Source organism: Acidobacteriota bacterium (assembly GCA_026393675.1).
Lineage (GTDB): Bacteria > Acidobacteriota > Vicinamibacteria > Vicinamibacterales > JAKQTR01 > JBAXOX01.
In genome coordinates, this window is the sequence record JAPKZQ010000004.1 from 26,800 (window position 1) to 53,059 (window position 26,260).

Below are 26,260 nucleotides of genomic sequence, written 5' to 3' on the forward strand. Positions count from 1 at the left end.
AATCGGCGTGGGTTCGGGTCTATCATACTGATCGGCCCTTTTACACAGGTTTGGAGGAGTGGTCATGTCGATGAAGCGACGAGCGGTGTGGGCCGTGGCGGCGATAGCCGTCGCGGGATTGCTGGTTGAAACCGGGGCGTACGCGCAGACGGCGCCGCCAGCGCAGCAGCCGCCAAAGGCTCAGGCGCCTGCCGCCAAGAAGCCGGCTGCCGACCCGACGACCCAGGCACAGCCGACTCCCCCGCCCGCGCCGCAGCCGCCGATGGGACGTGGACCAGGCATGGGGCGCGGACAGATGATGGGCCGTGGCCTGGGGCTGGGGCGTGGACAGATGATGGGCCGTGGCATGGGAATGGGTCCGATGCAACAGGGCCGGAAGTTTGGGCGGCAGCAGATGGCGCGCCGGTCCCTCATGGGCGCGGCAGGCATGGCCGGCCTGATGCGCCGCCTCAATCTCACGCAGGCACAGAAAGACCAGTTGAAGGGCTTCCGTGACCAGCGCCAGAAGGACATGACCGCCACCCGCGACAAGTTGCAGCCGGCGCGACAGAAACTCCGCGACGCGATGCGCGCGCAGATCCCGGACGAAGCCGCGGTCCGGGCGGCAGGCCTGGCGATGGCGACGGCACAGGCAGACCAAATGGCGCTACAGGCCAGGTCTCGCGCTCAGCTCATGAAAGTGCTGACGCCGGAGCAACAACAACAGTTCCGCCAGTTCCAACAGCGGATGACCGGGGGGCGCTCGAGACAGATGCGAATGCAGCCGGGCGGCATGATGGACCGACAGGGCAAGGGCTGGCGTCGGCGGGACTAGCCGCCTTCGCCCTGAGCTTGTCGAGGGGCTACGGCGTGTTAAAGCCGCCGTCGCCCGTCTCGCGTGGCAACACGATGTCGAAGACGGTCTCCAGTCCTTCCTGACTTCGAACGGTGACGCGGCCTCCGTGGCGCTCGACGATGGCCTTGACGATCGAGAGCCCGAGGCCGCTTCCTCGTTGATCGCCTGCTCGCGACGTGTCGGTTTTGTAGAACCGGTCAAACACGTGACCGATGTGCTCGGTGGGGATCCCTTCTCCGGTATCGCGAACAGACAACACCGCACTATCCGGGCGCGCACACGCACCGAATTCAATCCTGCCGCCGGATCCGGTGTGGCGTAACGCGTTGGCCGCCAGATTCTGGAGCGCCTGCTCCATGCGCACAGGATCGACGTGCACGGTCATCGACGGTGGATCGATGTGGCTGGTCAGCGTGGCGTTCTTCAGCCCGGCGTCGCGTTCGTGCCGTTCAATCACCCGACGGAACAACTCTTCGACCAGGATCTCCGTGCGAACCAGTGCCCCGCCTCCTGCCTCGAGCCGGGCCAGGTCCATCAAGTCGCCAATGAGCCGTTCGAGTCTGGCCGTCTCCTCGCGGACGATACCGAGGTAGCGTTGGCGCGTGTCGGCATTGAGCTCCAACTCGGCCATCGCGAGTGTCTCGAGGTATCCGCGTATCGCCGTCAGCGGCGTCATCAACTCATGGGACACGTCGGCCAGGAGTTGACGGCGATCGTGATCAGCCGCACGAAGGGCCTCCGCCCGGGCACTCAAGTCGGCCGCCATCCGGTTGAACGCCCGCGCTACAGCCGCAATCTCGTCGCCGCCTGTTTCCGGCGCACGCGCCGTCGCATCGCCCGTGCCGAGGCGCCGCGCGGCATCCTCGAGCTGGCCCAGTCGTCTGTGCGCAGGTCTGAAGATGAACACGCTCGCGAACATCGTGCCGATGATCACGAGCAGCGCCGCGATCGCCATCCCCACCGGCGCAACCTGGCGAATCACGACAGCCAGCGGCGCGTTTGGGGGAACCAACACCATCGCACGCACGCGATCGTGCACGACCACCGGGAAGAACGCGGCCGGTCGCCTTGGGCCCCGTCCCCCGCCCGGTTCAAGCCCCGGACCCGGCCCGAGTCCCGGTCCGAATCCTGGCCCGCCGCCGCGACCCGGCCCGAGCCCGGCACCCGGGCCCAGTGCGCGCCGCGTCAGGCGACGCAGCGCGGCCTCGCGCAGAAGGGGCGGCACATCTGCGTCCGGATGGGAGAGGAACATGCGGCCGTCGGGCAACACCAGCGCAACAGGCCGCCAGTGGGAGCCATAGTGCTCTCGCAGATAGGCCTCGACCTCGAGGTTCTCGTCCGCGGACCATGCCGTGCCCAGATCAGAGGCGACCAGCGCAGCCAGATCGAGTGTCGAGCGGCCGGCGACCGTGTCGGATGAACGCGCCAGAAACCAGACCGTCACGGCTCCCTGCACCACCATCAGGGTGGCGAGGAACGCGACAAATCCGATCGCGATGCGCCAGTACAGGCTGCGAAACCAGGCTCGTTCACTCATCGGCGAATTTGTACCCGCTTCCCCACACGGTCAGAACGTAACGCGGCGTGGCCGCGTCTGGCTCGATCTTCTTCCGCAGTCTCTTGACGAGCGCGTCGACGCTGCGCTCCGTCACGAACGTGTCGCCTTTCCACACGTTGGTCAGCAGGGCGTCCCGGGTGAAGACAATGCCGGGGCGCGACGCGAGTGTGCGGAGCAGGTTGAACTCCTGCGCGGTCAGGTCGACCTCGGCACCAGCGACCCTCACGCGGTGGCGCGCGAGATCAATCTCGAGATCCATCACTCGATAGACCTCGTCGCTGGACCCGCCGGCCTGTGTGGACGCCCCCTCGCCACCAGTCCTGGCGCCTGCCCGCCTCAGCAGCGCCCTGACGCGCGCGATGAACTCACGGACGCCGAACGGTTTGGTCAGATAGTCGTCGGCCCCGCTTTCGAGGCCGAGCACTTTGTCTGATTCTTCGCGCCTCGCCGTCAGCATCAGGATCGGCGTGTCGGCATTGGGGCCGCCGCGGCGCACCGCCCGGCAGACGGCGAGTCCGTCTATCGACGGGATCATCAGGTCGAGCACGACAATGTCGAATCGCTGCTCGTTGAGCGTCGCGAGTGCGTCCCGCCCGTCGGCGGACGGCGTGCAGATGAATCCTTCAAGCCCGAGATGCAGCGTGATCAGATCACGGATGTGCTGTTCGTCCTCGACGATCAACGCGCGCGGACTGTCGCTCACTGTCGGCCCCGTGTCACAGAAGTTTCACACGTGTGCCGCGATCGTGTCACGGCGGTTCCGTCAAATGTAGTAGACGCTCAAACAAGGAGATGGTCAATGGACTTCAAGAATCGCACGTTTCTCGCATCGCTCGCCGCCACGTTCGGCGTGGTCATCGTCGCCGGGCTCGGCATCGTCGCGCTCGGCGCGCAGCAGGGCCCACCTCCGGGACGTGGTCCTGGCGCGCGCGGACCCGGGATGTTCGGCGCCGGACCTCGCGGCCCGATGGCCGGGATGATGCGACGCGGTCTCGCTCAGTTGAATCTGACCGATGACCAGAAGACGAGGATCAAGAGCACCCTTGAGTCGAATAGGGACGCCACACAGGCGATCGCCAAGCGGATGATCGCCGCACGCGAAGCGCTGGGCGACGCCGTCACGGCCGACACGATCGTCGAAGCGGACATTCGCGCGAAAGCCGCCGCGGTGGCCGTCGTCGAAGCCGACGCGGCGGTGCTGCGGGCCAATGTTCGCGCGCAGGTGTTCGCGTTGCTGACGCCGGAACAGGTGGCCAAGGCCAAGCAGTTGCGTGCCGTAGGGAACGGCCGCATCAAGCAGTTCCTTGGCCGCATGCTCGGCCGCGACGGCCGGGGCGGGCCGGGTGGTCCCGGGCGCGTCGGCGGCTGGTTCTAAGGCTGGTTAGCTCTTGACTCGTCCCCGACCCTTGCGCACGACCCAGCAGATGATGAGCACCATCACGAGCAGCGCGAGCCCTCCGCTCACGGCGAAGAGCATCAGGGTCGAATAGAGAATAGATGTGCGTTCAATGCGGGCTTCGATCTCGATGGGCTTGCCGGCCTGACGATCGACAAGCGTCTGTTCCCAGACGAGGATGTTGCCGCGCTTCAGGTTGTCCGCGCCGGCGTTGTGGTAGCGGATTCGACTCGGCAGGTGCAGGCGCACAGCCACCAGCTCGCTGCCGTTCCAACCCACCGGGCCGACGGGCTTGGCAGCCGACGCCCCCATGCGCTGCCGATAGACCAGCAGGTCATCAAGGCGATCGATCTGGTAGGTCGACCAGGCCAACAGCGGCGCCTGGCCCAGCTTCGTAATGTCGTCGACCTGCAGCCGAACCTGGACGAACCGGCGGCCAAACCTCCGCCAGGCGCTGACGCGAACCACGTGCGCCACGTCCGAGTTGTAGATCTTCCGCACGACGTCACGGTCGAGCGGCGCGCTCGGATCCGTCTTCAGGTCGACGCCACGCAGGTTGACCAGCGCGGCCAGCGACGTGTTGACGTAGACGGAGGCGCTACCGTCGACCGACAGGTAGATCTCTTCTTCGTACTCGTATTGCCGGACCAGCCCGCTCCCACACCCTGACGCCCCGAGGACGGCAAGACCAACGACGCCGAGGAGGATCGCTACTCTGAAGGACGCGCGCGCGCCTGACTCCATAAGCTAGCCATGATATAGGATTGCGGGCTGGGGACCACACGCATGCCCACGTTCTACCTGATCGACGGCAGCTCCCAGATGTACCGGGCGTACCACGCCATTCGGGGACTGACCGGGCCTGACGGCCGTTCCACCAACGCGGTGTTCGGCTTCGTCATGATGCTCCGCAGGTTGGTGGCCGACCATCGGCCCGACCTGATCGCCGCCGCGTTCGACCTGGCGGGGCCGACGTTTCGGAGCGAATTAGCCGGCGACTACAAAGCGCACCGCCCGCCGATGCCGCCTGATCTGGAGGAACAGATTCCGTGGGTCCATCGCTCGTGCGAAGCACTGGGCGTCCCGGTGCTCACATCCGTTGGATTCGAGGCGGACGATGTGATCGGGACGCTGGCCCTCAAGGGCGCGGCCGCGGGTTTCGATGTGGCCATTGTCACCGGCGACAAGGATTTCTATCAACTGGTGGGCGAGCGAATTCGCGTGTTCAACCCGCGGGACGACGGCACCTGGTACGACGAAGCCGGCGTCGTCGAGAAGTTCGGCGTGCCACCGCGGCAGGTGATCGACGTACTGGCGCTGACCGGTGACGCGGTCGACAACGTGAAAGGCGTCCCCGGCATTGGCGAGAAGGGTGCCCGCGAGTTGCTGGCGCAGTTTGGCTCTCTCGATGCCCTGCTCGAACAGGCCGCCGCCATCACGCAGAAGCGGTACCGCGAAGCCCTGCTGACCAACGCCGATGCCGCGCGCTTGAGCCGGGAACTGGTCACCATCCGTTGCGACGTACCCGTCGAAGCCGACCTTGAGCGTTTCCGCTACCCGGGTCCCGCACGCGAGGCGTGTTACACGCTGTTCGCCGAACTCGGATTCAAGACGCTCACCCGTGAGTTCGCACCGGCACACGAGACCGCGGCGGTCGTTCGCGACTACGAGGTCGTCGATTCGATTGAGGGGCTCGAGACACTCGTCGGCGAGCTCCGGGTGGCTGGACGATTCGGCCTGCGCGTCGTGGGAGACGACCCGGCGCCCATGCACGCGCGCCTGGTGGGCATCGCGCTCTCTGCGCGTGAGGGGCACGCCCGTTATGTCCCGCTCGGTCACCGCTCGCTTGATGAGCATTCCAATCTTTCGGAGCGGGCCGTGCTCGACGTGTTGCGACCGCTGCTCGAGGATCCGGTGCTTCAGGTGGCCGGTCACGACCTGAAGACCGACATGATCATCCTGGCGCGTCATGGAGTGAGGCTGGGCGGTCGCGCGTTCGACACGATGCTGGCCAGCTACCTGCTCGATTCCACGCGGGCGCCGCACGCACTCGAGACCATCGCGCTCGAGCACATCGGCGTCCGGGCCGCGACCGAGGAACTCACCTACGGGAAGGGCGCCAAGGCGATCCAAGCCTCGGACCTGCCGGCGACGGCCACGCTGGCATTTGCCGGAGAGCGTGCCGAGTTGCCGTTGCGGCTGGCCGGGACGCTACAGGACCAGCTCGCCAGTCACTCGCTGGCCGAGCTGAACGACACGATGGAGCTGCCGCTCGTCCCCATCCTTGCCGAGATTGAGCAGATCGGGGTGCGCGTCGATACGGCGGCGCTCGCCGCGCTGTCGAAGCGTCTCGAACGGGATCTCCAGGCCCTTGGTCTCCGGATCTTCGAGATGGGCGGCGGCGAGTTCAACATCAACTCGCCGAAGCAACTGGCCGAAGTCCTGTTCGAGCGGCTGCAGTTGCCCGCGTCGAAAAAGACCGGCAAGACGCGCGTGGCCTCCACCGCCGTCGACGTGCTGGAGGAACTCGCGCTCACGCACGAACTGCCGCGACTCATCCTCGAGTGGCGCAGCATGCAGAAGCTCAAGGGGACCTACATCGACGCGCTTCCGCTGCTGGTTCACGCAGACACCGGGCGCGTCCATACCAGCTTCAATCAGGCGGTTGCCGCCACGGGGCGGCTGAGCAGCAGCGATCCGAATCTGCAGAACATCCCGGTCCGCACCGAACTCGGACGGGAGATCAGGCAGGCGTTTATCGCCGACCCCGGCTGCGTGTTGATCTCAGCCGACTACTCCCAAATCGAACTGCGCGTGCTGGCCCACCTCGCGGGCGATCAAGCACTGATCGAGGCGTTCAAGCGCGGAGAGGACATTCACGATCGGACCGCCGACGCGATCTTCGGACCAGGCAGCACGAAGGACCGCAAAGAGCGACGCACCGTCGCGAAGATGATCAACTACGCGCTGCTGTACGGAAAGACCGCGTTCACGCTGGCGAAGGATATCGGCGTGACGCAGCAGGCGGCGCAAGCCTTTATCGATGCCTACTTTGCGGGGTTCCCAGGTGTGCGCCGGTTTCTCGATCGCACCCTTGAGGAGGCGCGTGTTTCCGGTGTGGTGAAGACACTGTTCGGCCGGCGGCGGCCGGTGCCGGAGTTGACGAGCCAGAACGGCCAGGTGCGCAGCGCGGCCGAGCGGATTGCCGTCAACATGCCGATCCAGGGCACGGCGGCCGACATCATGAAACGGGCGATGATTGACGTGCATCGCGCCCTGGCTGGCCATCGGGCGGCGCCCGGCGGGCGGCATCCGCGCATGATCCTGACGGTCCACGACGAACTGGTGTTCGAGGTCCGGCGCGAGGACGCCAGCGAAATCGCGGCGCTCGTCCGGGAATTGATGGAAGCCGCGGCCACGTTGGCCGTGCCGCTGACGGTGGACGTCGGCATCGGGGACAACTGGAACGACGCCAAGCCGTAGACATCTCCGATGGGCCTCATCGTGCCGGATGAAGCAAACTCTCATCACCCCGGCGAAAGCCGGGGTCCAGAGAGGTACACGGCTGGATTCCGGCGTACGCCGGAATGACGAGTACAAGGAGAAGAGAGAGGGAAAGCGACCAGATTGCTTTTCCACGTCAATCTTAGAATTTCTCGGAGACTCCGTCTGTAATTGGTCCCGACCCCTATAATGGATTCCCGTGGAACCTCTCGTTGTCCCCCGCGACCAGCACACGCTCTCGCGACGGGATGTTGATCCAGACGCGCTAAAGGTCCTCTACCGCCTGAAGGATGCCGGGTTCTCCGCCTACCTTGTCGGGGGCGGTGTGCGGGATCTGCTGCTCGGGCGACGGCCGAAAGACTTCGACATCGGCACCGACGCGCACCCGTACCAGATCAAGAAGCTGTTCCGGAACTGCTGGATCATCGGTCGCCGGTTCCGATTGGCTCACGTCGTGTTCGGCAAGAAAGTCATCGAGGTCGCCACGTTCCGCCGCCAGGTGACCGACGATGAGATGGCCGAGGCGAAGGCGGCGGCTGAGAGCGGCGAAGCGCGGTTGCCAGACGACCACCAGCACCTGATTCATCGCGACAACACGTTCGGCACGGCCGAAGAAGACGCGTTCCGCCGTGACTTCACGATCAACGCGCTCTTCTACGACATCGCCACCTTTTCGATCATCGACTATGTGGGCGGGTTGCAGGACCTGCGCGCCCGCGTGGTCAAGTGCATTGGCGATCCGGAGGTCAGGTTTCGCGAAGACCCGGTGCGCATGCAGCGGGCGATTTCGTTCGGAGCGCGGCTGGAGTTCGACGTCGACCAGCCCATTCTTCAAGCGATCGCCCGTCATCGCGGCGAGATCGCGAAAGCCGCCCCACCGCGATTGATGGATGAGTACTACAAGATTCTGCGGACCGGCTGCGCGCGCCGCACGTTCGAGGCGTTGAAGCGGGTCGGGCTGTTCGAACCGCTCAGCCCGGTCCTGCACGAGCAGGCCGGCGACACATTGTGGGCGTCGCTCGATCGTCTCGACGCGTACCGCCGTCGTGTCGCGGCCTGTCCCGACACGCTGACCAATCCAGTGCTGCTCGGAAGCTTCATCGTGCCCCTGGGTTTTTCCCAGGCCGGGTGGCCATCGTGGCTCGAAGCCGGCGACAAGCCCGGGTTGAATCTGGGGCTGCTGCCGATGGCGAGAAAGGACGTCGAGCGGATCCACCAGGTGCTGATACTGCAGCGCCGGCTGCGGGAGCCGAGCCGGTCCCCCCACGCGCGGCGGACGCTCGTCCAGCGCTCAGCCTTCGCCGACGCGCTCACCTGGCTCGAAATCCACTCGGGCTTGCCGGATCTGCTGACCTCCTGGCGGGACGAAGTCGGCCAACCGGCGCCGGAATCGACACCCCGGCCACGGCGGCGACGCCGAAGACGCCCCCGGCCGCGATAGCCCCTGCCGGTCTGCCCCGGCTTTCCTTCCCGACGTGCCTCAAGGTAGAATCCATGGGTGCCGGGCTGACCCCGGCTCCTCTCGCCTCGCCCGCCCCCGTCGCCGTTCTTGAGACGAGACGGCTTGTCGGCCCGACACGCTGGCTACCCGAACAAGACGACTGCCTGTTCGCCTAAGTCCTTCGATTCACAAGTTCGGAAACGAACTTATTCCCTCAGGACTTAGTGCTGAGCGAGCATCTTGACGGATCGCCTCGCGAGAATACGTAGCCGTCATCGCGAGTCGAAGCACTAAGGAGACATGCCATGCGCGTGAAGGATTTTCTGACGATTCGCGACTTCGCCAGCGACGAACTACTGTGCCTGCTCGATCTCGCCCGTGACATCAAGGCCAACCCCGGCCGGTTCGCCGACTCACTCAAGGGCAAAACGCTCGCCCTCATCTTCGAGAAGCCTTCGCTCCGGACACGCGTGAGCTTCGACGTGGGCATCCAACAGCTGGGCGGGTACTCGGTCTACCTGTCGCCCGCCGAGATCAATCTCGGCAAGCGCGAGTCGATCTACGACGTCGCCAAGAATCTCGAGCGGATGGTGCAGGGCATCATGATCCGCACCTTCGGCCACGACATCGTCGACAAGATGGCGGAGTACGCAGACATCCCGATCATTAACGGGCTCACCGACTTCAGCCATCCGTGCCAGGCGATGGCGGACTTCCTGACGATCACCGAGATCAAGGGCTCGCTCGCCGGGCTCAAACTCGCCTATGTCGGCGATGGCAACAACGTGTCGAATTCGCTGATGTTCGCGGCGGCGCGGTTCGGCGTGCACATCGCGATTGGCGCGCCGGCCGGGTACCAGCCGAAGCATGAGGTGACGGCGTGGACGCGCACCGAGGGCGCGAAGACCGGATCGACCTGTCTCATCACCGACGATCCGGCCGAAGCCGTCGCGGATGCCGACGTGGTGTACACCGACACCTGGGCGAGCATGGGCCAGGAATCCGAGGCCTACGCGCGCAAGGCGGTCTTCAGACCGTTCCAGGTGAATGCGTCACTGCTCGCCAAGGCCAAGCCGGACTCGATTTTTATGCACTGCCTGCCCGCACATCGCGGCGATGAAGTGACCGACGAGGTCATCGACTCACCGCGCTCGGTCGTGTTCCAGGAAGCCGAGAATCGCTTGCACGCTCAGAAGGCGATCATGCTGGAGCTGATGAAGTAGGTGTGTGGTGGCTCAGACAGCCGTTGTTGCCGTCGGCGGGAACTCGCTCATCCGCGCGGGTGAGAAGGGGACCATTGCGGAACAGCTCGCCAACGCGCGGCGGACGGCGGAGGCCATTGTCCAGATCATCCGCCTGGGCTTCCACGTTGTCGTCACCCACGGCAACGGCCCGCAGGTCGGCGCGGCTTTGCTTCGGTCCGAGCGGTCGGCCGATCACGTCTACACCCACCCGCTCGATGTCTGCGACGCGACCACCCAGGGGGAAATCGGATACCTGTTGCAGCAGTCGCTGCTGGGGGCACTGGCCGACGCGGGGTTGAACACGCCGGTCGTCACTGTGCTGACACAGGTTGTGGTGTCGCTGACCGATCCGGCAATGGAGCGTCCGACCAAGCCCATCGGTCCGTTCTACTCGGCGCGAGAGGCGGAGATCAAGCATCAGCAGTTCGGCTGGCACATCGTCGAGGATGCCGCCCGAGGTTACCGTCGGGTCGTGCCGTCGCCTGAACCGATCGAGATCATCGAAGAAGGCGTCATCAGACGGCTGACGGACACCGGCGTCCTGGTTGTCGCCGTGGGTGGCGGCGGCATTCCGGTGGTGCGCGTGGGGCGCGGGTTGCGTGGCGTTGAGGCCGTCATCGACAAGGATCGGGCGTCGGCCTTGTTGGCCTCGCAGCTTCGGTCGGACCTGTTCATCATTTCGACCGACGCCGAGCGCGTCTGCCTGAACTACAAGAAGGCAGACCAGAGACCGCTCGGGCGGGTCACGGCCGACCAGCTCGCCCGGTACCACGCCGAGGGGCATTTCCCGCCCGGCAACATGGGACCCAAGGTGGAGTCGGCTCTGCGGTTTCTGCGGAACGGCGGGCAGGAAGTGATCATCACCTCCTACCAACGCCTGCTCGATGCGGTCCGGGGAGACGCGGGGACACATATTGTGAGGGGTGAGGCGTGAGGCGTGAGGCATTCGGTAAGAGGCGTGAGGCGGCAGGACACACCCATGAAACTTGATCACGTCATAGAGTCCCAACAGTTCACCGTCCCGCTCCTGATGGAGCTGTTCGATCGGACACGGCAGATGGAGCGCGTGGTCGCGCGCGGCGGCACCCGCGATTACGCCGACAAGATCATGGCATCGCTCTTCTACGAGCCGTCCACGCGCACACGGTTCTCGTTTGAAGCCGCCATGTACCGTCTCGGCGGCCGTGTGCTGTCGACCGAGCACGCGCGGGTGTTCTCGTCCGAGATCGAAGTCGAACAGCTCGAAGACACGATTCGTATCATCTCGTCGTATTCCGACGTGATTGTGCTGCGGCCGACCGAAGAGGGCGGGGCGCGACGGGCCGCGCGTGTGTCCCGCGTGCCGATCATCAACGCGGGTGACGGCAGCAGCGGCCAGCACCCGACGCAGGCGCTGCTCGATCTCTACACGATCTACCGCGAGCGGCGGTCGCTCGACGGCCTGACGATTGCGATTGTCGGCGAGCTCGATGGCGGCCGGACCGCGCGTTCGCTGGCCTACCTGTTGAGCAAGTTTGAACGGGTCAAGATTCACTTCGTCAGTCCACCCGAGCTGCAGATGCGCCCCGACATTCTCGCGCACCTCGACGAGCACGACGTCTGGTACGACATGCTCCACGACGTCGATCCGATTGCGGGCGACGTCGATGTGATCTACCAGACGCGCATCCGCCCGGATCGGGTGTCGGATCGCTCGACGCTCTCCCGCTACACGATCAACGCCAAGCTGCTGCGGAAGATGAAGCCGGACGCGATGATCCTGCACCCTCTGCCGCGGACGGTCGAGATTGACAAGGACGTCGATGATGACCCACGGGCGCTGTATTTCAAGCAGGCGGCCAACGGCCTGGTCGTCAGGATGGCGCTGCTGACACTGCTCTGGGATCGCGACTAGGAGGCGTTTGATGCGTAGTCAGGCATTCATCGATATCGAAGATCAGTACGGCGCTCACAACTACCACCCGCTCGACGTCGTCATCGAGCGTGCCGAGGGGGTGTGGGTGTACGACGTGGACGGCAAACGCTATCTGGACTGTCTGGCCGCCTACTCGGCGGTCAACCAGGGCCACTGCCATCCGCGCATCATGCAGGCGATGCTGGATCAGGCGAAGCGCGTCACGCTGACGTCACGGGCGTTCCGCAACGATCAGCTTCCCCTGCTCTACAAGGACCTGCACGACCTCACGGGCATGGACATGTCGCTGCCCATGAATTCCGGCGCCGAGGCGGTCGAGACCGCGCTGAAGGCCGCGCGGAAGTGGGGCTACACGGTCAAGGGCATCCCGGCCGGCAGGGCCGAGATCATCGCCTGCCAGAACAACTTCCACGGGCGCACGATTGCCATCATCAGCTTTTCGACCGAGGCCCAGTACAAGGATGGCTTCGGCCCGCTGACGCCCGGATTCACCGTCATCCCTTTCGGCGACGCGGCGGCGCTCGAAGCGGCCATCACACCGAACACGGCGGCGTTTCTCGTTGAGCCCATCCAGGGTGAAGCCGGCATCGTCATCCCGCCGACGGGATTCCTCAAGAAGGCCGCGGAGATCTGCAAGCGGCACAATGTGCTCTTCATCGCAGACGAGATCCAGTCGGGGCTCGGCCGCACCGGCAAACTCTTCGCGCACCAGTGGGAAGCCGTCGAGCCTGACATGGTGATTATCGCCAAGGCACTTTCGGGCGGCTTCTACCCGATCTCGGTGGTGCTGTCGCGGCGAGAGGTGCTGGGCGTCTTCAAGCCCGGCGATCACGGCAGCACGTTTGGCGGCAATCCGCTGGCCTGCGCGGTGGCACGCGCGGCGCTCAAGGTGCTGGTCGATGAGAAGCTCGTCGAGCGCTCCGCCGAACTTGGCGCATACTTTCTCGCCAAGCTCCGCACACTCACCAGCCCGATCATCAAGGAGGTCCGCGGCCGCGGGCTGTGGATCGGCGTCGAGTTGACCGTTGCCGCCCGTCCCTATTGCGAGCGCCTGAAGGACGAGGGCCTGCTCTGCAAGGAAACGCACGACCATGTCATCCGCCTGGCGCCGCCGCTTGTTATCACGCGCGAGGAGATCGACTGGGCGTTCGAGCGCATCAAGAAAGTCATCGAAGGTTAGTCAACACGCGAGAAAGAGAGTCATGAAACGTATCCGCACCGTCATCATGGGCGCCGCCGGGCGCGATTTCCACAATTTTAACGTCGTCTACCGCAACGATGCCCGCTACGACGTCGTTGCGTTCACTGCGACCCAGATTCCGAACATCGACGACCGGCGCTATCCCGCGTCGCTCGCCGGCAAACTCTATCCGAAGGGCATCCCGATTTTGGCCGAGGAGGACCTCGAGTCAATCATCCGCGAGCACAAGGTCAATGAAGTCGTCTTCGCGTACAGCGACGTGCCCTACACCTACGTCATGGATCGCGGGTCGATCGCCAACTCGGCTGGCGCCAGCTTCAAGATCCTGGGCGCGGCGGAGACGATGCTCAAGAGCACGAAGCCGGTGATTTCCGTGTGCGCGGTCCGCACCGGCTCCGGCAAGAGCCAGACCACCCGCCGCATCGCGGGCATTCTCCGGGAGCACGGCCTGAAAGTCGCCGCCATCAGGCATCCGATGCCGTACGGGAACCTGGAGAAGCAGCGGGTTCAGCGCTTCGGGTCGATTGCCGACCTCAAGAAGCACGAGTGCACGATCGAGGAAATCGAGGAGTACGAGCCGCACATCGTCAGCGGCACGATCATCTACGCGGGCGTGGACTACGGCGACATCCTGGCGCAGGCGCAGGCGGAAGCCGACGTCATTCTCTGGGATGGCGGGAACAACGACACGCCCTTCTACACGCCGGATCTGCACATCGTTGTGGCCGATCCCCTGCGCGTCGGCAATGAACTGCTCTACCATCCGAGCGAAACCAATCTGCGGATCGCGGATGTCGTCATCATCAACAAGGTGGACACCGCCGACATCAATGCCATCAACAAGCTGCGACAGAACATCCGCCGGGTCAATGGCCGGGCCATCATCATCGAGGCCGCGTCGCCCATCCTGGTTGATCATCCCGAGCACATCACCGGCAAGCGCGTGCTCGTCGTCGAGGACGGTCCGACGCTGACGCACGGCGAGATGAAATTCGGCGCGGGCGTGGTGGCCGCGGGCAAGTTCGGCGCCTCCGAGATCGTGGACCCGCGACCCTGGACCGTGGGGACGATTACCGCCACCTTCAAGAAGTACCCGAATATTGGCACGCTGCTACCCGCGATGGGCTACGGCGACAAGCAGGTGAGGGACCTCGAGATGACCATCAACAAGGTGCCTTGCGACGCGGTCATCATCGGCACGCCGATCGACCTGAACCGCTTGATCAAGATCAAGAAGCCGACCGTGCGGGTGAGCTACGAGTTGCAGGAGATCGGCAAGCCCGACCTGATGGATGTGCTGAAGCCATTCCTGAAGAGGCGGAAGTCCTGAGCGCAGCCGAAGGGCTGAAGCCAGTCCTGAAGAAGCGGAAGTCATCTGGCGGCGCGGGGCCGGGGCCGGGAAGCTTGTAGAGCTTGGTCTCGCCGCGAGTTGAAAGCGCGGTAAGATAGGGCACTTCCCATGTCCTTGACAGCAGGCACCGGGCTGGGCCCGTACGAAGTCGTCGGCGTCATCGGCGCCGGTGGCCCCGCCTTCGTTCGCGGTGGCGTCGACGCGAGCGAACTACGGCGAGGTCTCGCCGAAGCCAACGAGAGGACTCGATGATAATCGGGGCGACGGTTGGCCCGTATCAAGTCCTGGAGAAGCTTGGCGAAGGCGGAATGGGTGAGGTGTATCGGGCGCGCGACACCAAGCTCGGCCGTGAAGTCGCCTTGAAGGTTCTGCCCGCGGCGCTGGCTGGCGACCCGGACCGGCTGGCCCGGTTTCGCCGCGAAGCGCAGGTGCTCGCCGCGCTGAATCACCCCAATATCGCCCAGCTTTACGGATTCGAGGATACCGGCGCCACCCACGCGCTCGTGATGGAACTGGTCGAGGGCGCGACGCTGGCTGACCGCATCGCCCAGGGTCCGGTCCCGGTCGACGAGGCCCTGGCGATCGCGCGTCAGATTGCCGAGGCGCTCGAGGCCGCGCACGAACACGGCATCGTCCACCGCGATCTGAAGCCGGCCAACATCAAGGTCAGGGAGGATGGCACCGTGAAGGTGCTGGACTTCGGTTTGGCCAGGGCGGTCGATCCAATCTCGACGGCGAGCGGCGACGCGATGAATTCGCCAACGCTCACCGCGCACGCCACCCAGTTGGGCATGATTCTCGGGACCGCGGCGTACATGGCCCCGGAGCAGGCGAAGGGAAAGCCGGTGGACCGGCGCGCGGACATCTGGGCATTTGGCGTGGTGCTCTTCGAGATGCTGACCGGCCAGCGCGCGTTCAAGGGAGAGGATGTCTCCGATGTGCTCGCGGCCGTGCTGCGGCAGGAGATCGATTGGAGCGCGCTGCCGGCCGGCACGCCGCCCAGGATCCGTCGCGTGCTGGAACGCTGCCTGGAGCGCGATCCGAAGCGTCGTCTACGCGACATCGGCGACGTCTGGATCGGCCTGGATGCACCGGCCGACGCGCCGCCTGCGCCCGCGCCCGCGCTCACTGCCGGGCGCCAACCGCATGGGATTGCGCGATGGCTCCCCTGGATCGCTGCCGTCGTCATCGCCGCAGCCAGCGTGACCTGGTCGATTGTCCGTACGCCGCCGCCTCAACCGCAACTGGTGACGCGGTCAGTGTCGCACCTGAAGGATTTCTCGGCGTTCGTCAACATCTCACGCGATGGCACGAAGCTGGTCTATACCACCGCCAGCGGTGGTTCCTCGTTTCTCACGTTGCGGATGCTCGATCAGTTCGAGGGTAAGCCGATCCCGGGAACCGAAGGGGGCTTGTTCCCGATCTTCTCCCCGGACGGTCAGTGGATCGCGTACAGCACCGCGAGCCAGCCTTCGAAGATCCGAAAGATTCCACTTACTGGCGGCACGTCCATTGCTCTCTGCGACGGCGGCGTCGGAAATGGAGCAACCTGGGGCGAGGACGACACGATCGTATTCTCCGGCGGCAAGGGACTCATGCGCGTCGCCGCTTCCGCGGGCACGCCGCAACCGCTCACGACGGTCGATGCCGCAAAGGGCGAGGCCGCGCACATCCGTCCGCAGTTTCTGCCAGGCGGCACGCGACTCCTGTTCACAATCATGCCCATCAAGTCGGCCGATGGCGAGCAGTTCGCCGTGCTCGATCTGGTCAAAGGCGGATACCGCGCCGTTGCGAAGGGCGGCGTCAATGGACAGTACACGGCGAGCGGCCACCTGACGTACCTGCGGGGCTCGACGCTGTTCGCGATGCCATTCGACCTCGGCCGGCTCGCGGTGGCAGGTGGAGAAGTGCCCGTCATCGAGTTGGTCTCCACGACGGGTTCGACCGGCACGGGCGACTACTCCTTCTCCAACGCGGGCCTGCTGGCATACGTCGCGGACGAGTCGGCGAATCGCGGGACCACCCTTGCCTGGGCAGACCGCAAAGGCAAGACGAGCATCCTGCCTGGAGAGGCGCAGAAGACATGGGGGACCGGGCGGTTGTCGCCGAACGGACGACTTGTCGCAAACAGATTCAGCGACGACAAAGGCGGTGCGGATATGTGGGTGCTGGACGTCCAGCGCGGCATCCCGACCCGTCTCACCTTTGGTGGCACCCATGACTTCCCGGTCTGGACGCCGGACAGCCGAACCGTCGTCTTCACCGGCACGCAGGACGGAAAACAAGGTCTCTACTCGGTCCCCGCCGACGCCAGCGGCAAGCCGGCGCTCATGCTCGCAACCGAGTCTCCCGCGGTCCCGACCTCCTTCACGCCTGATGGCAAGACGCTGGCGTACTATCAGGCGGGCCCGGACAAGCGAGCTCGGATTCTGCTGGCGCGAGTCGGCGCAATCGGCCAGCCCGTCCAGCCGCGGCCGCTGCACGACGCGTCAGGCGCCGAGTACAACGCGCAGATCTCGCCCGATGGCCGGTGGGTCGCGTTCGTGTCGACAGAGTCCGGGACCAGCGAGATTTACATACAGCCGTTCCCGGGGCCCGGACCCAAGCTCCGGATCTCAACCGGAGGGGGCAACGATCCACGGTGGGCTCAGAACGGCCGGGAGCTGTTCTATCGCACCGGCGTCCCGGCGCAGACGTTCATGGTGGTCGAACTGCTCGCTGATTCAGCGCTGCCGGTGGGCCAGCCGCGCGAGTTGTTTCAGCTGACTGCCGGAACGACGTGGGATGTCACGCCGGACCGTGATCGGTTTCTCGTGGAACTCACAGTCGGCGGGCGCGGATCAGCACTCGCATTGGTGACCAACTGGTTTGAGGAACTGCGCCGCCGCGCACCCGCCAAGAAGTGAGCCCATCTAGAATCGCGTGACGTAGGCGAACGACAGACTGCGGCCGGGCGCGTCGAGGCCCCACGCAATGCCGCGATAGTTCCTGTCGGTCAGGTTCTCGAATTCGAACGTGATCTCGCGTTTCGAATTGAACCGATACCCGCCGCGAACAGCCACGGTCGTGTAGCCGTGAACGGACGTGTACAGCGGCGCCGAGTCGGCCGTTCCGAGTACGCGGTTCTGCACCTGGGCGAGTGTCTCGCCCGTCACGATTAACACATCGTCGGCCGTGCCGGCCACGCCGTCGGCCCCAGGCGACACCCAGCCGCGCGCGGTGGCGCCGTTGTAGAAAAAGTTTCGGATATTGGCCCGCGTGCGCGTCGCGCCGGTCCGGCGGTCCTCGAGATCGAGCGTCGACAGCCGGGTCTGCTCGCCAACAACGTGCAGGATCGGCTCAATCCAGTAGCGGCCGTTGGGCGCCGAGTACCGCAGTTTCAGGTAGAAATCCTGGCCGGGCGTCCCACCCTCGATGTTCGGGGCGAGGCCGGTCGCGGGGTCTTCGGCGTGCAGGAGCGTGAGGACCGTGCCCACCGACCATCCCGGCGCGACACTCCAGTCCAGCCGGTGCTCGAATCCCACGATGCGCGCGTCCCCGTAGTTCACCCGGACCAGGACCGGAGATGACGAGGCCGGCACGTACACCACGCCCGTGGCTCCCTGCGCCGAGATCATCTGGTCGCCAAGCGTGAGTCCGACAGCGCCCTGCGGCAGGATGAGCGCCTGGTACGTGATGTTGTCGTAGATGCTGTTGACGAAGAAAGACGCCTCTGTCGACAGGCGGCGGCTGCGGTAACCGAAGCCGCCTTCGTAGCTGAGGCTGGTCTCAGGACCGGCGGCCGCAACGGTCCTCCCGGTGCTGGTCGCCGTCGCGCCGGCTCCGGATCCGATCGTGGCGCCCAGTCCCTTCAGCTCGGTCGCCGACACCGTGAATCCCGATCCAGTCAGGCCCAGCGTGCCGAGATCGGTGATATGCGGTGCGCGGAATCCGCGGCTCACGTTGGTCGTGAAGCTCCAGCCGGGCTTCGGCGTCGCCACCAATCCCGCACGGAACGTCACGCTCGAGGTGTCGAGCGCGTCGTCTGGCCACAGCGGCTTGCCGTTGATGATGGGGCTGTCAGACGCACGCGAGCGGTAGTGCGCCCCGCTGTAGCGGAGATCGCCGACCGCCCGGAGCAGGCCTGGCACGATCTCAAACGCGTCCTGCACGTAGAGGCCCTCGCTGCGGTACGTCGCACCATCCGGCACGCGGCCTCGCCGCACCGTCGTCGCCCCGTTCACCGGGTTGAACGCGAACGACGGCGCCTTGATACGTTCCGGATAGAATTCGCCGCCCACGAGCAGTTCGTGCCGGTCGCCAAACCTGGCGACCGCCTTCACCTGGAAGCCGTGCGCATACGTCCGCTCGTATTCGTGCGTGATGGAGGCTAGCGGATTGCCGTTGCCACCCTGATTGACGCGTTCTTCGCGCTGCGTGTTGAACGAATAGGTGGCGGTCACCTGGTCGAAGATTCCGAGACCGGCCCGGTTGTACTTGACGTAGAACGCATCCAGCATCAGGTTCCGCAGATCGGCCTGCAAGTTGCCATCACCACCGAGGAGTTGATCGTACCGCTTTCCTCCGTCCTGCTGGTTCCTGGAGTAGCTGACCACGAACTGATCGCTGGAGCTCGGAGTCCAGTTGAGTTTCAGGAGTCCGCCATACTGCGTGAACTCTGTGTCCGGCAGACGAGCCGCCATCAGCTTGTCGGACGAGAGGCCAAGGAAACGCGTGACGGCGGCGTGGGAATTGATGCCGTCTCCCGCGCGCAGCCGGTTCATCTTGCGCACGGCCGTATTGACCAGCATGCCGAACCGCTCGGCCGAGTAGCCGACCGACACGTTGGTCCCGACGCTCTCGTCGGCCGTGTTCGCCCTGAACGTGACCGCGCCGCGCCAGGCGGGACCGCCCGGCGACAACAGGCTTGGCACCTGCGAGAGAAACTGGATGCTGCCGCCCAGGGCGTCGCTGCCGTACTGGGCGCTGTTGGGCCCACGGAGAATCTCAATCGCCTGCAGGCTGCTGGGTTCGATCAGATCGAGGAACGTGTTCACGCCGCCACGCTGCGCCGAGTTCGAATAGCGGACGCCGTCGACAAAGATGTTGACCTTGTTGCCCGTCAAGCCACGAACGTAAATCCCGGCCATCGTCGGGCTGGTGCGCAGGAGATTGACCCCGGGTTCCTCCAGGACGGCCTGGGCCACCACGGCCTTGGCCCGCTCGAGGATGGCGCCACTCTCGATGACGTTGATCGGCTGTGACACGGCCTGGACATCCTGCGCCACGCCTGCCGTGGCCGTCACCGTAACCTCGGCTTCAACCGGCGTCACGTCGAGCGTCACGTCGACCACCCGCGGCGTCGTCGCTGACACGGTCACCGGTACGCGCTTGTCGCTGAATCCTGGGAACGACACGACCAGAAGGTAGCGCCCGGGAGTGAGCTGCTCGAGCGCGAACTGCCCGTCCTTGCCGGTGCGTACCGTTTTCACGCTCATCTGCTCGCCGGTGACCAGCGCGACGTTGGCGTTCGCGATGACGGCGCCGCTGGAATCTCGTACGACGCCCGACACGCGGCCGGGGCCGTCGGCCGCCAGGGCCACGCCGGCTGCCAGGCCGATCATCGCCACCCCGATCCACATCCGCGCGACGCAGCCGTGCAGCTTGTTCATGTTCGATCCTGAAATGGCAAAAGGAGAGCGAACCCGCCAGGGCGGGCTCGAAACCGGGGGGCAGCCACGTGATGCTAACGGACTGGCGCGACTACTACCAGCGGTCGTCGATGGACGGCATGCCAAAAACCCGCACGGGCGCAATTGATTGCGCCCCCACGGTGGACGTGTGGTGGTCCCTATCCGTTCTTCTTCTCGAACTCCCGCATAAACTGCACGAGCGCGTCGACGCCGTCCTCGGGGAACGCGTTGTAGATGGACGCGCGCATACCCCCGACCGACCGGTGGCCCTTGAGGCCGTCGAGGCCCGCCGCTTTCGATTCCTTCGCGAACTTCGCCTCGAGTTCCTCGCTCGGCAGCCGGAACGTCACGTTCATGAGCGACCGGCAGTCCTTCTGCGCGTGACCCTTGTAGTAACCCGTCCGGTCGATCTCGGCGTAGAGTCTGGCCGCCTTACGCTGGTTGATGGCATGGATGCCCGGCAGGCCGCCAATCGAGAGCAGCCACTTCATCACGAGCCCCATGATGTAGATAGCGAAACACGGCGGCGTGTTGTACATCGAGGTGTTTTCGGCGTGGATCGCGTAGTTCAGCATCGTCGGCAGCTTGGGATCGTCGACGCGCTTCTTCAGCCACTCGTCCTTCACGATGACCAGCGCCACCCCGGCGGGTCCGATGTTCTTCTGAGCGCCCGCGTAAATCAGGGCGTGTTTGGACACATCGAGCGGACGGCTGAACATGTCGGACGAGGTGTCGCACACGAGCGGCACGTGGCCCGTCTCGGGCACGTACTTGAACTCGACACCGTGAATCGTCTCGTTCGAGGTGAACGACACGTAGGCCGCGGTCGGATCGAGCTTGAGTTCGCCCTGCGCTGGCACGTGGTTGAAGTTGGTGGCCTCACCCGTGAAGGCGATCTTCACGCCGCCGACCTTCTTCCCTTCCTTGACGGCCTTCTGCGACCACGCGCCGGTGACAACGTAATCGGCCGAGCCGTCGCGGGGCAGGAAGTTGAGCGGCACCATCGAGAACTGCAGGCTCGCGCCGCCAGGCAGGAAGAGCACTTTGTAGTCGTCCGGCACGTCGGCCAGTTTACGGATGTCGGCCTCCGTCTGCTGGAGCACGCCCTCGAAGAACTTGCCCCGATGGCTCATCTCGAGAATTGACATGCCGACGCCGGGCATGCTGACCAGATCCCGCTGGGCTTCTTCGAGCACCGGGAGCGGGAGCACGGCCGGACCGGCCGCGAAGTTGAAGACACGCGCTGTTGCTGTTGCCATGATCGATTCCTCCAGAAAGAGCAGAGCAGCCCGCGTGTCGTGCGGGCCGTGCTCGTCAGCTGATCGCCACCACCTGCACATCCAGCACGTCAGGGTTTCCCGCCTTGATCCGCGCGATCACATCGGCCGACGGTTCCCCGTCGACATTGAGCCGCGCGATGGCCGCCTCGGCGTCGGCGAAGATGATGTTCTCGGTTTCCTCGACGTTCAATCCGGCTTCGCGCAGCAGGTCGAACACATGCGCCAGCACGCCCGGGCGGTCCTTCTGCCGGACGACCAGGACATGCGTGGCCGGCGTCTTGCGCGCGAGATTGATCACGTTCGGGACGCGGCCCGTCTGCGTGAAGACCTGGATGATATGAACGGTCTCTGCAGCGATGGCCTCCTGCGCCTGGTCGGTCGACGCGCCGATGTGGTGCGTGCCATACACGTTGGGCAACTGCACCAGCGGGTCGAGGAAATCACCCGCTGGCGTGGCGGGTTCCTTGCCATACACATCAATCGCCACCCGCAGATTCTTCTCCTTGACCGCGGCTTCGAGCGCCTTGTAGTCGACCACCTCGCCGCGCGCGGTGTTGACGAAGAACGAACCTGGCTTCAACTGGCCAAGCACGTCGGCGCTGACGACGCCCCGCGTCTTGTCGTTGAGGGCAAGATGCACACTCAGGATGTCGCAGTGCGCGGCGACTTCGGCCGGCGTCTCGCACACCCGCACGTTCGGCTCCATCGGGGCGCCAGACGCTGGACGGAGACGCATGAGGAGCGGCAGGTCGACCGGCAGTCCGTCCTTGCCGACCTCGATGCCCATCTCACTCCAGATCGCCAGCTTCATCCCGAAGGCCTGGGCGCGCTTGGCCATCTCCTGCCCGATGCTGCCAAAACCCAGCAGGCCGAGCGTGCGGCCATGGAGGCCCCTGGCCTTCGAGAACTCCTTCTTGTTCCACTTGCCCGCGCGCAACTCGGCCACATTGTCCGGAATGCGCCGGTCGAGTGAGAGGATCAGACCAAAGGCCAGCTCCGCCACCGCGATGGAGTTCCGACCGGGGCAGTTGGACACGTAGATGCCGCGTCGTGAGGCGGCTTTCACATCGATCGTGTCAAAGCCCGCGCCGGCGCGCACCACCAGCGACAGCGCGCTCGCATCGAGGATCGGTTCGGTCACCTTGGTCGACCGCACGACCAACACGTCGGCTTTCGTCAACGCCAACGCATCGCCAAGCGCGGCATCTTTCAGATCGGGCTGGTAGAGGACCTCGACACCGAGCGCCTGCAGGGCGTCAAGACCGCTCTTCTCGAACTTGTCGGCAATGAGTACTTTCATGAGAACTCCTAGATCGCGTGAATAAGCAACCCGTCCCGCAGCTTCGGCTCAAACCAGGTCGACTTGGGCGGCATGATCTCGCCCGCATCGGCAATCCCCATCAGATCGGTGACGCTCACCGGGAACAGCGAAAACGCCACGGCCGCCTTGCCGGTAGCCACCAGCTTCTCGAGTTCGGCGGTGCCACGAATGCCGCCGACAAAATCGATGCGTTTGTCGGTTCGCACGTCGGCAATCTTGAGTACCGGGTCGAGCAGGTGATCCTGGAGGATGCTGACATCGAGGCGGCTGATCACATCGGCACCGGCGCGCGCGCCGACGTCGAGCGTGAACCACGTGCCGGCCAGGTGCATCGCCACATCACCCTTCTTCGCGGGTGTCGAAGGTCCGCCGTCGCGCACCGTAAACCTGGCCTTGACGGCCTGGAGAAACGCGTCGGGTGTGAGGCCAGCGAGGTCCTTGACGGTGCGGTTGTACGGAAGAATCTGCGTCTGGTTGTCGGGAAACGACACCGCGAGGAACCAGTCGGCTTCGACGACACCATCCCTGCCAATCTCCCGCGCGATCGCCTTTCGCGCCCGTGCCGCGCTGGCGGCCCGATGATGCCCGTCGGCGATGTACACGGCCGGCAATGCACCAAACGCCGCGACGACCTGGGCCAGGTCGGCACCTATCACCTTCCAGACGGTGTGGCTGATGCCATCGGGCGCCACCAGGTCGTAGAGCGGCGCGATCGTGGCGACGCGCGCGGCGACGGCGTCGACTGCGGCTGACGCCCTGTAGGTCAGGAAGACAGGTCCAGTCTGCGCGCGCAACTCGGTGATATGGCGCGTGCGATCGTCTTCCTTGTCGCGCCTCGTCCGCTCGTGCTTCTTGACGAGATCGGCGTCGTACTCATCGACCGAGTAGCACGCCGCCACGCCGGTCTGCGTATGGGCACCCATGCGCAGCCGGTAGAAATACACGGCCGGCACGTTCTCCTCGACCATGTGCGGCCGCATTCGTGCGAACTGCCCGGCGGCGATCCGATACACGATGTCCGCGTACGGGTTCGTGTCGGGTGGGAGATCGATTTCTGCGCGGGACACGTGCAGGAAACTGAGGTCATTGCCCGCGGCGAGCGCGCGCGCTTCTTCGGTGTTGACCACATCGTACGGCACGGCCGCGATGCGTGAGGCGAGCGACGGCTCGGGCCTCAAGGCTCGAAAGGGACGGATGACAGCCATGTGAACTCGCGATCCGCAGCACCGCGTCCCCACATGGGCGCAACGCCGCCTGAAGAAGAAGAAGGAGGGGCCTGAACCTTCGTTCCGGCCGATGGTGAGCGGTCCGCAACCGTCCGCTCGTCGAACCGGAACCCAACGTGTTCCAGGGATGCCCGCGAATAGCACCCCGGACGCATCTAGTGAACCAAGAAGCCTGCGGACTGTCAAGGCCGGGAGAACGGCCGCCGTGCCTACCGCGCCGAGGCTGGTGGGCGGACTGTTGCGGAGACGGTGACTGAGGCCCGAGCCGCGTGGCGGACGTATTCCTGGGAACGCCGGGCTCCAGCCCGGCCCGCGTCCTGGCCACGGTGGAGCGTGGCGGCCCCAGGCACGGCGGACGACGCCTCAGCCGGCAGGAGCGCCGCCTGCCGGTCACGTTCGGCCTGAAACGCGACCAGCAGCGCAGGGGCAATGGGTTCGCCGGGCGGCATGCGACGGCGTTCGACCAGCGGATTCACGTAGGCGCCGTTCTTCCGAATCCGGTAGTCCAGATGGGGCCCCGTCGCCAGCCCCGACGCGCCGACCCTCCCGACCAGGTCGCCCTGGCTCACGTGTTGGCCCGCGCGTACAGCAATCGACGACAAGTGCAGGTACATCGTCTCGTACCCGCTGCTGTGGCGAACCGCGACGAGACGTCCGGCCTCGCCGGAGAACCCCGCCTGCGTCACGACGCCATTGGCCACCGATACGACCGGCGCACCGATAGGAGCCGCGAAGTCGACCCCGAGGTGCGCCCGCGCAATATTGAGCACGGGGTGCATCCGGTTGTACGAGAACCCGGAGGTGACCCGCGGCTCGAACTTGAGCGGCGACCACAGCATGAATCGCTTCAGCGACCGGCCGTTCTCGTCGTAGTACCCCACCGTACCGTCAGGGTGCGTGAATCGGAACGCCTTGAGATGGCGCCCTTCGTTGACGAATTCCGCCGCAAACACGGCCCCGTACGACGCGGTCCCGGTCTCGCGCGTCACTTTGTGAACGGCGACGCGGAATTGGTCGCCAGGTTGGATGCCGCTGTTGAAATCCACTTCTCCGGAGAAGATAGCCGCCAGTTCGATCGACAGGTCATCGGTCTCGCCGACCGCGTGCATCGCCTCAAACAGCGATGGCGTCTGTTTGTCGATCCGGCCGGCAATGGCGGCAGTCGCCTCCTGCCGTTTGTACTCGACGATGTCGGCCACCAGTTCTCGTGGGGCTTCCGGTGTGGCTGGCGCCACACGCAGGCGGCGATCCAGATCGATCTCGTAGTCGAACCCCCGCAGCCATCCGTCGAGGGTCCGCGTCAGCGTGAATCGCTGGTTCGCCCGGAGCTTGCGCGGATTGAACTGCAGCGATACCAATCGGACTGCGGCTTCGGCGCGGTCGGGCGGCAGGTATGTCCTGAACAATTTCGCCAGCGTCGTCGCCTGCGGAACGCTGTCGGCGATCTCCTCAGTATCGGGGGACAAAAGGATGTCAGCCGCGGCCGCCAGGCCTCTGGGCGGGCCGGTCTCCTTCGCGCACCCGGCCGCACCGGCCAGCATAAGTGCACTGGAGACCAGCGCCAACACCAGAAGACGGGGGACTTTCACCACGGGACCAGGGTTACTTGCGGATCTGCTGCGCGCGCTCGGTCGAGGGCGGCACCATCCCCTTGAGGCGCATCATAGTCACGAGGTTTCCGTAGTGCTCGTTGAGATGCGCCGTATTGGCGATCAGGCGGCCAGCGCGGGGACTCTCGTTCTGCCCGACCTTGATCATCTCGAGCGCTTTCGCGTCAGTCAGCGTGCCATAGACGGTGTCGCAGTACGCAAACGAATCGGCCAGCGCCTTGACGGCTGCCGCTTTGGTGGTCGCCGTCTTCTCGAAGTCGTCCTTGTTCGGATTGGCCTCGCCCTTGGCGGCCGCGCAGTAGCTGAACTGCGAATTCGCCACGTGGTCGAACATCTGGGCGAAGTTCCGCACATCCTTGGTCGGCTGGAACGAATAGTCGGCTTCCGGCACCTTGGCGGCCGATTCGGTGAGGTTCCGCTTGATGGCGTTGTACCCGTTGAAGATGACCCGGCTCAACGGTTCGGTCGGCCCCGCGGGAGCGGCCTGTGCCGTGGCGGCAGGTGCAGCCGACGGCGCGGGCGGTTGCGCCTGTGCGGCAATGGGCAAGGCAATGAGCATGGCAAGCGTGAGAACGGCAAACAGGCGTTTCATCGGCAAGACTCCTTCCGCTAGCGGTATTGGACGCAGCAATGCTGGGAACGGTCTGAGCGAGGTCCTGATCGTAACACAGCGCATGGCACCTGGTCGGCCCATGGCGCATCCGGG

General features: G+C 65.2%; 19 protein-coding genes. 10 read left to right on the forward strand and 9 right to left on the reverse strand.

The window, feature by feature from the left end; genetic code table 11:
• Positions 1-70: 70 nt before the first annotated feature.
• Positions 71-814 (forward strand): Spy/CpxP family protein refolding chaperone, encoded by a 744-nt coding sequence (locus NT151_01605; GenBank protein ID MCX6537621.1) that lies wholly within the window; start codon positions 71-73, stop codon positions 812-814.
• Positions 815-842: 28 nt separating this feature from the next.
• On the opposite strand, the gene NT151_01610 is transcribed toward NT151_01605, so the two are convergent.
• Positions 843-2,372, reverse strand: a complete 1,530-nt coding sequence (locus NT151_01610) for a HAMP domain-containing sensor histidine kinase (protein ID MCX6537622.1) — start codon at positions 2,370-2,372, stop codon at positions 843-845.
• Complete coding sequence (locus tag NT151_01615; GenBank protein MCX6537623.1) at positions 2,365-3,096, reverse strand: response regulator transcription factor; 732 nt, start codon at positions 3,094-3,096, stop codon at positions 2,365-2,367. The genes NT151_01610 and NT151_01615 overlap by 8 nt, the downstream gene beginning before the upstream one ends.
• 96 nt (positions 3,097-3,192) lie before the next feature.
• Between NT151_01615 and NT151_01620 the strand changes: the two genes are divergently transcribed.
• Positions 3,193-3,768, forward strand: coding sequence for a Spy/CpxP family protein refolding chaperone (locus tag NT151_01620; GenBank protein ID MCX6537624.1), 576 nt, complete (start codon positions 3,193-3,195; stop codon positions 3,766-3,768).
• 6 nt (positions 3,769-3,774) lie between these two features.
• On the opposite strand, the gene NT151_01625 is transcribed toward NT151_01620, so the two are convergent.
• A complete protein-coding gene (locus NT151_01625) occupies positions 3,775-4,533 on the reverse strand; it encodes a hypothetical protein (GenBank protein MCX6537625.1) in 759 nt (252 codons plus the stop codon).
• A 42-nt stretch (positions 4,534-4,575) separates the two neighbouring features.
• On the opposite strand from NT151_01625, the gene polA reads away from it, so the two are divergent.
• The 8 genes from polA (at position 4,576) to NT151_01665 (ending at position 17,351) form a co-directional block, all read left to right on the forward strand.
• Positions 4,576-7,272 carry a DNA polymerase I gene (polA, locus tag NT151_01630; protein MCX6537626.1) on the forward strand — a complete coding sequence of 899 codons (2,697 nt, stop codon included), beginning with the start codon at positions 4,576-4,578 and terminating at the stop codon, positions 7,270-7,272.
• Positions 7,273-7,492: 220 nt separating this feature from the next.
• Positions 7,493-8,734 (forward strand): polynucleotide adenylyltransferase PcnB, encoded by a 1,242-nt coding sequence (pcnB, locus tag NT151_01635; GenBank protein ID MCX6537627.1) that lies wholly within the window; start codon positions 7,493-7,495, stop codon positions 8,732-8,734.
• 305 nt (positions 8,735-9,039) lie between these two features.
• Positions 9,040-9,957, forward strand: coding sequence for an ornithine carbamoyltransferase (gene argF / locus NT151_01640; GenBank protein ID MCX6537628.1), 918 nt, complete (start codon positions 9,040-9,042; stop codon positions 9,955-9,957).
• A 7-nt stretch (positions 9,958-9,964) separates the two neighbouring features.
• Positions 9,965-10,912 carry a carbamate kinase gene (gene arcC / locus NT151_01645; protein MCX6537629.1) on the forward strand — a complete coding sequence of 316 codons (948 nt, stop codon included), beginning with the start codon at positions 9,965-9,967 and terminating at the stop codon, positions 10,910-10,912.
• 45 nt (positions 10,913-10,957) lie between these two features.
• A complete protein-coding gene (pyrB, locus tag NT151_01650) occupies positions 10,958-11,872 on the forward strand; it encodes an aspartate carbamoyltransferase (GenBank protein MCX6537630.1) in 915 nt (304 codons plus the stop codon).
• 10 nt (positions 11,873-11,882) lie between these two features.
• Positions 11,883-13,073, forward strand: a complete 1,191-nt coding sequence (gene rocD, locus NT151_01655; GenBank protein ID MCX6537631.1) for an ornithine--oxo-acid transaminase — start codon at positions 11,883-11,885, stop codon at positions 13,071-13,073.
• A gap of 22 nt (positions 13,074-13,095) precedes the next feature.
• Positions 13,096-14,424, forward strand: coding sequence for a cyclic 2,3-diphosphoglycerate synthase (locus NT151_01660; GenBank protein MCX6537632.1), 1,329 nt, complete (start codon positions 13,096-13,098; stop codon positions 14,422-14,424).
• A gap of 269 nt (positions 14,425-14,693) precedes the next feature.
• Positions 14,694-17,351 carry a protein kinase gene (locus NT151_01665; protein MCX6537633.1) on the forward strand — a complete coding sequence of 886 codons (2,658 nt, stop codon included), beginning with the start codon at positions 14,694-14,696 and terminating at the stop codon, positions 17,349-17,351.
• A gap of 6 nt (positions 17,352-17,357) precedes the next feature.
• Here NT151_01665 and NT151_01670 read toward each other — a convergent pair whose 3' ends face one another.
• The 6 genes from NT151_01670 to NT151_01695 all read right to left on the reverse strand — a co-directional run bounded on the left by NT151_01670 (position 17,358) and on the right by NT151_01695 (position 26,146).
• Positions 17,358-20,096 carry a TonB-dependent receptor gene (locus NT151_01670; GenBank protein ID MCX6537634.1) on the reverse strand — a complete coding sequence of 913 codons (2,739 nt, stop codon included), beginning with the start codon at positions 20,094-20,096 and terminating at the stop codon, positions 17,358-17,360.
• 179 nt (positions 20,097-20,275) lie between these two features.
• Positions 20,276-21,376, reverse strand: coding sequence for a 3-phosphoserine/phosphohydroxythreonine transaminase (serC, locus tag NT151_01675; protein ID MCX6537635.1), 1,101 nt, complete (start codon positions 21,374-21,376; stop codon positions 20,276-20,278).
• A gap of 55 nt (positions 21,377-21,431) precedes the next feature.
• The gene (locus tag NT151_01680; protein ID MCX6537636.1) at positions 21,432-22,697 is read right to left on the reverse strand and encodes an NAD(P)-binding domain-containing protein; all 1,266 of its coding nucleotides are present in this window, start codon (positions 22,695-22,697) and stop codon (positions 21,432-21,434) included.
• 8 nt (positions 22,698-22,705) lie between these two features.
• The gene (locus NT151_01685; GenBank protein MCX6537637.1) at positions 22,706-23,923 is read right to left on the reverse strand and encodes a DUF1015 family protein; all 1,218 of its coding nucleotides are present in this window, start codon (positions 23,921-23,923) and stop codon (positions 22,706-22,708) included.
• A gap of 230 nt (positions 23,924-24,153) precedes the next feature.
• On the reverse strand, positions 24,154-25,533 hold the full coding sequence (locus NT151_01690) for a M23 family metallopeptidase (GenBank protein ID MCX6537638.1): 1,380 nt from the start codon (positions 25,531-25,533) through the stop codon (positions 24,154-24,156).
• Positions 25,534-25,546: 13 nt separating this feature from the next.
• On the reverse strand, positions 25,547-26,146 hold the full coding sequence (locus tag NT151_01695; protein MCX6537639.1) for a DinB family protein: 600 nt from the start codon (positions 26,144-26,146) through the stop codon (positions 25,547-25,549).
• Positions 26,147-26,260: the final 114 nt, after the last annotated feature.

Excerpts from the sequence above, each read along its gene's own strand:
- NT151_01625 (MCX6537625.1), bottom strand. The coding sequence starts at position 4,533 with ATGGAGTCAGGCGCGCGCGCGTCCTTCAGAGTAGCGATCCTCCTCGGC.
- NT151_01685 (MCX6537637.1), bottom strand. The coding sequence starts at position 23,923 with ATGGCTGTCATCCGTCCCTTTCGAGCCTTGAGGCCCGAGCCGTCGCTC.
- argF (MCX6537628.1), top strand. The coding sequence starts at position 9,040 with ATGCGCGTGAAGGATTTTCTGACGATTCGCGACTTCGCCAGCGACGAA.
- serC (MCX6537635.1), bottom strand. The coding sequence starts at position 21,376 with ATGGCAACAGCAACAGCGCGTGTCTTCAACTTCGCGGCCGGTCCGGCC.
- NT151_01660 (MCX6537632.1), top strand. The coding sequence starts at position 13,096 with ATGAAACGTATCCGCACCGTCATCATGGGCGCCGCCGGGCGCGATTTC.
- polA (MCX6537626.1), top strand. The coding sequence starts at position 4,576 with ATGCCCACGTTCTACCTGATCGACGGCAGCTCCCAGATGTACCGGGCG.
- NT151_01695 (MCX6537639.1), bottom strand. The coding sequence starts at position 26,146 with ATGAAACGCCTGTTTGCCGTTCTCACGCTTGCCATGCTCATTGCCTTG.
- NT151_01665 (MCX6537633.1), top strand. The coding sequence starts at position 14,694 with ATGATAATCGGGGCGACGGTTGGCCCGTATCAAGTCCTGGAGAAGCTT.
- NT151_01620 (MCX6537624.1), top strand. The coding sequence starts at position 3,193 with ATGGACTTCAAGAATCGCACGTTTCTCGCATCGCTCGCCGCCACGTTC.
- rocD (MCX6537631.1), top strand. The coding sequence starts at position 11,883 with ATGCGTAGTCAGGCATTCATCGATATCGAAGATCAGTACGGCGCTCAC.
- NT151_01605 (MCX6537621.1), top strand. The coding sequence starts at position 71 with ATGAAGCGACGAGCGGTGTGGGCCGTGGCGGCGATAGCCGTCGCGGGA.
- NT151_01680 (MCX6537636.1), bottom strand. The coding sequence starts at position 22,697 with ATGAAAGTACTCATTGCCGACAAGTTCGAGAAGAGCGGTCTTGACGCC.
- NT151_01670 (MCX6537634.1), bottom strand. The coding sequence starts at position 20,096 with ATGAACAAGCTGCACGGCTGCGTCGCGCGGATGTGGATCGGGGTGGCG.
- pyrB (MCX6537630.1), top strand. The coding sequence starts at position 10,958 with ATGAAACTTGATCACGTCATAGAGTCCCAACAGTTCACCGTCCCGCTC.
- NT151_01610 (MCX6537622.1), bottom strand. The coding sequence starts at position 2,372 with ATGAGTGAACGAGCCTGGTTTCGCAGCCTGTACTGGCGCATCGCGATC.